The following is a 3,514-nucleotide window of genomic DNA, read 5'->3' as shown; positions in this document are numbered from 1 at the left end:
GCCCAACCGCGTGAAGCGATTGAGAATGGCGGCACGGACCTGCAACTCGGCGACCTGACGGTCGAAGTCACGCGCCATGACGCGTTCACCAAGCAGCTTGAAGCAACGCATTTTGGTCTCGACGAGGCTGCGCCGATGATACGCAGTCCATTTCTTCCAGATTTTCCTGCCAAGCCGGCACGTGGTCGCCAGAATGGCATTGCGGGCTTTTGCACCGGGACGCTGATCCTTCCATGGCTTGGCGTTCCTGCGAGTCGGGATGATCGCCTGTGCACAGCGTTGCGCAATCGCTTCGTGACAGCCTTTCGTGTCGTAGGCGCCGTCGCCACTGACGCTCGCGATCATCTCGTCGGAGGGAATCTGGTCGAGCAGGCACGGCAGTATCGGCGCGTCGCCGGTGGCGTTGTCGGTCACCTCGATGGCCCGGATTTCCAGGGTAGCCGCGTCAATGCCAAGGTGACCTTGCGCCATTGGCGACGGTAATCGGCGCCATGCTTCTTCGTCTTCCACTCTCCTTCGCCCAGCATCTTGATGCCCGTGCTGTCGACCAGCAGGTGCAATCCCGTTGTCGTCGGCTGCGCCCCGATCGTTACCGAAAGATGCTTCTGGCGCCGGCTGACCGTGCTGAAGTCGGGAACCCGCCAGTCCAGCCTGGCCAACTCGAGCAGGCTCTGCGTCATGCCCATCGCCTGACGCAAGGGCAGATTGAACAGGCCCTTGACGGTCAGGCAGAACTGGACCGCCGCCTCGCTGTACTTCGGAGTGCGCCCCCGCTTGCCGCTGGCCCTGCCGTGCCAACACATGTCCTTGTCCAGCCAGATCAGCAGCGAGCCACGGGCTTTCAATGCGGCGTTGTAGTCTTTCCAGTTCGTCGTTCGGTACTTCGGTTTTGCAGGGGCGGTCATGCCGTCAGTTTACCTGTGCTCCGCCCTGGCTGCTGCAGGGCCATTTGTGCAACAAAGCCCTGCCAATGGCGCGCTGTTACCACTCCTTGCTAATTAATTTTCTCTTCTCATAGTTTCAAGTACCCCAAGAACCCGAGAAGCTTCGCGATAAAGTTCGCCCTTCGGATTCGCCTTAAGAACACATTGCCGTAGCAGCTGATTTGCATTCTTTTTATCCTCGGGCTCGACTCCCCCGCGCGCGACTATCTCCCCATACTTCAGCGCAACGCGGCACAACTTTAAATCATCGTCGATTTTATTCATATCGAATTTTCTGACCTGTACCAAGTCCAATGGACCACAACTAGAACCTAGGTAGAATTCCAGTGCGTCACCAGTAAAGCCGCTCGCATCCTTTTGAATCGCTTTCTGCACAATGTTCTTCAATGCATCGTAAGAAAATAGTTTCCCATCGCCGCACTCAGTTAAGGCCCTTGAGACGGCTCGGCGGTCACTGCCATCGGCCGCAATTCTAATCCAGTTGGCGGACCTCACAGAATCACGGCCTTCGAAAAACAAAGCCAAATTATAAGCAGCCCCCGCATCGCCCTTCTCAGCACTCTCCTCGTTACATCTCAAGCAATAAGGACTATATTCGTATGGAAGCTGATCTTTACACCGTTCGAATCCAAAAAAATATCCTGCGCCAGCGCCCACTATTACAATCAAGCCAAACAGCAGAAGAATTATTTTTTTCATCATTGTCGTCCCAAAAGGCCTGCGCTTAGCGAGATCGGGACTCCATCAGCCCCAAATGTCCTCCAAGGCGCTGGACTAAAAATGTTGGGTATTGGCAGGCCCAAAAGTGGGGGATAAGAGCCCGAACCAATCCTACCCCCTCCAACTAGACCGATGGTGTTATTCCATGAATAATTGGTAGGAGCTGTCAGAAGTGTGCCGAGCTGAGCAGCAATTTTGCTACCAACACCGTTAATGTCGCGACCGGAATTGCACGCGTCTAGAACCACCGGCATACCCTTTGACCACGCCCCAGAGTTAGAAATCAAAGCTGCAGCTGTATCGGCAGTCATGCCATTAAGAGTCATGCCGTTACTGTGCCCGACAATCAGAGTTGCTCCGGAGACGGGTTCAGCGAACAACGCGGACCGGTACGCGCCTGAGTCCGCCGGTTGAACCAAAATTATCCTGTGACCGGATGCATCGACAGTGACATACATGGTTTGCTTGCCACCGCCCGCCGCATCGACGTCTACCTTCTGCACAGTAAACCCTAACTCCTCCGCAGTATCGATGTTGAACTCGGCCTTTTTATTTGACAACCAACCCAGTGCCTTATCGAATAATCCATCCTCCTTTTTACTACCACTTTCCGCCGACTTATTGACCACCCCAAAGGACATAGTAGTCCCACCAGCACCGTCTTTACCGGAGGTGCTGTCCTGATTCATTTCATTGTTTATCGCTACTTGCCGCTGGGCGAACTGAAATCCCTGCATTTTTGCACTTGTATCCAGTCCCTCGTAATAGTTCCGGTACCAGTCCTGCGCCTGCTGCGCGGCCGCCGACTGCTGCGATGCCTGGGCCTGGTACTGGGCGGCGTACATCGCGTTCATCGCGGCGATATCCGCAGCAGAATATTGTATCTGGTTCGTCAACACCTTATTCGCGCAAGACACGCTGCCGCACATCAGGATACCCAAGGGCCTGGCCGCGCCGGCGAACGCCAGGCCGACCGAGGCCGTGTAGATCTGGACGTTCACCTGCACCATGCCGCCCTGACGCATGGCCAAGGCGATGGCGCTGCTACTGGCCAGCGGCCGCGCACCTGGCAGACCAGTGGGATCGGTGCAGGTCAGCGGATTGTTCTCGCAATAGCTATAACGGTTATAGCTCTGCAGGTTGCCCGCGTCGTTCACGCCAGGATTAGGCTGCATGAACACGCCCAGCATGGGATCGAACAACCGCCCATTCATGTGCACCACGCCCACGTCGTCGAGCTGCTCGGCACTGATAAAGCCATTGCCGGTGCCAGCGTTCAAGGTCGGGCTCCAGTCCACCACCACGTTGCCGTTGGCGTCGTAGCTGCCGTTGGTGTAGCGGCGCTTGCCGAACGGATCGTAGGCGTAGCGCGCGGTCACCGCACCCGTGTGATCGGTGGTGCTGATCAGGCTGCCCAGGTGGTCCTTGTGCCAGTACTCCACCTTCACAAGGCTGACGCTGGCCGGCGGGCTTTGGGTGATGTCCACCGATGGCGCCGGCAGCGCACCGGTGCTGATCAACACACCGATAACCTGGCCACCCGCGCTCAGCATGTGGCGGTTGCTGATCGCGCCGCCAGGGGCCGTTTCCGACTCGAAGTCCCCGCCCACGTACCAGGTGGTGCGCGTGCCGCTGGCGTTCACCCGGGTTTCGCTCACCCGTGCGTGGTTCTCGTCGTATTGCCAGGTGTATTTGGGACTACCGGACGGGCCTTGCAGACCCTGGCCGCTGTCYGGCTGGTCGAAGCTGGTGTAGCTGACGCTACGGTATTTGCCGTTGGTGGCGCTGATGACGTTACCGTTGTCGTCGTAGCCGTAGCTGGCGGTGTAGCTGCCCGCCACGCTGCGCAC

At 57.5% G+C, this 3,514-nt stretch carries 2 protein-coding genes and 1 pseudogene; all 3 read right to left on the bottom strand.

The annotated features are described in order from the left end of the window. A pseudogene (locus AC1DYX_RS29340) lies at positions 1–905 on the bottom strand (IS5 family transposase); the annotation flags it as partial. 93 nt (positions 906–998) lie between these two features. Continuing rightward, on the bottom strand, positions 999–1,646 hold the full coding sequence (locus AC1DYX_RS29335; protein WP_477265473.1) for a hypothetical protein: 648 nt from the start codon (positions 1,644–1,646) through the stop codon (positions 999–1,001). Further along, positions 1,643–3,514: RHS repeat domain-containing protein (locus AC1DYX_RS29330; RefSeq protein ID WP_477265471.1), on the bottom strand; the 1,872-nt coding region annotated here is incomplete at its 5' end. The genes AC1DYX_RS29335 and AC1DYX_RS29330, both read right to left, overlap by 4 nt.

The sequence above is a fragment of the Massilia sp. P2_C2 genome (genome assembly GCF_056404615.1).
Note: the sequence above shows the minus strand (reverse complement) of the source record. Positions and strands in the feature narration are given on the sequence as shown.

Coding starts and splice junctions, on each gene's coding strand:
- AC1DYX_RS29335 (WP_477265473.1), bottom strand. CDS start 1,646: ATGATGAAAAAAATAATTCTTCTGCTGTTTGGCTTGATTGTAATAGTG.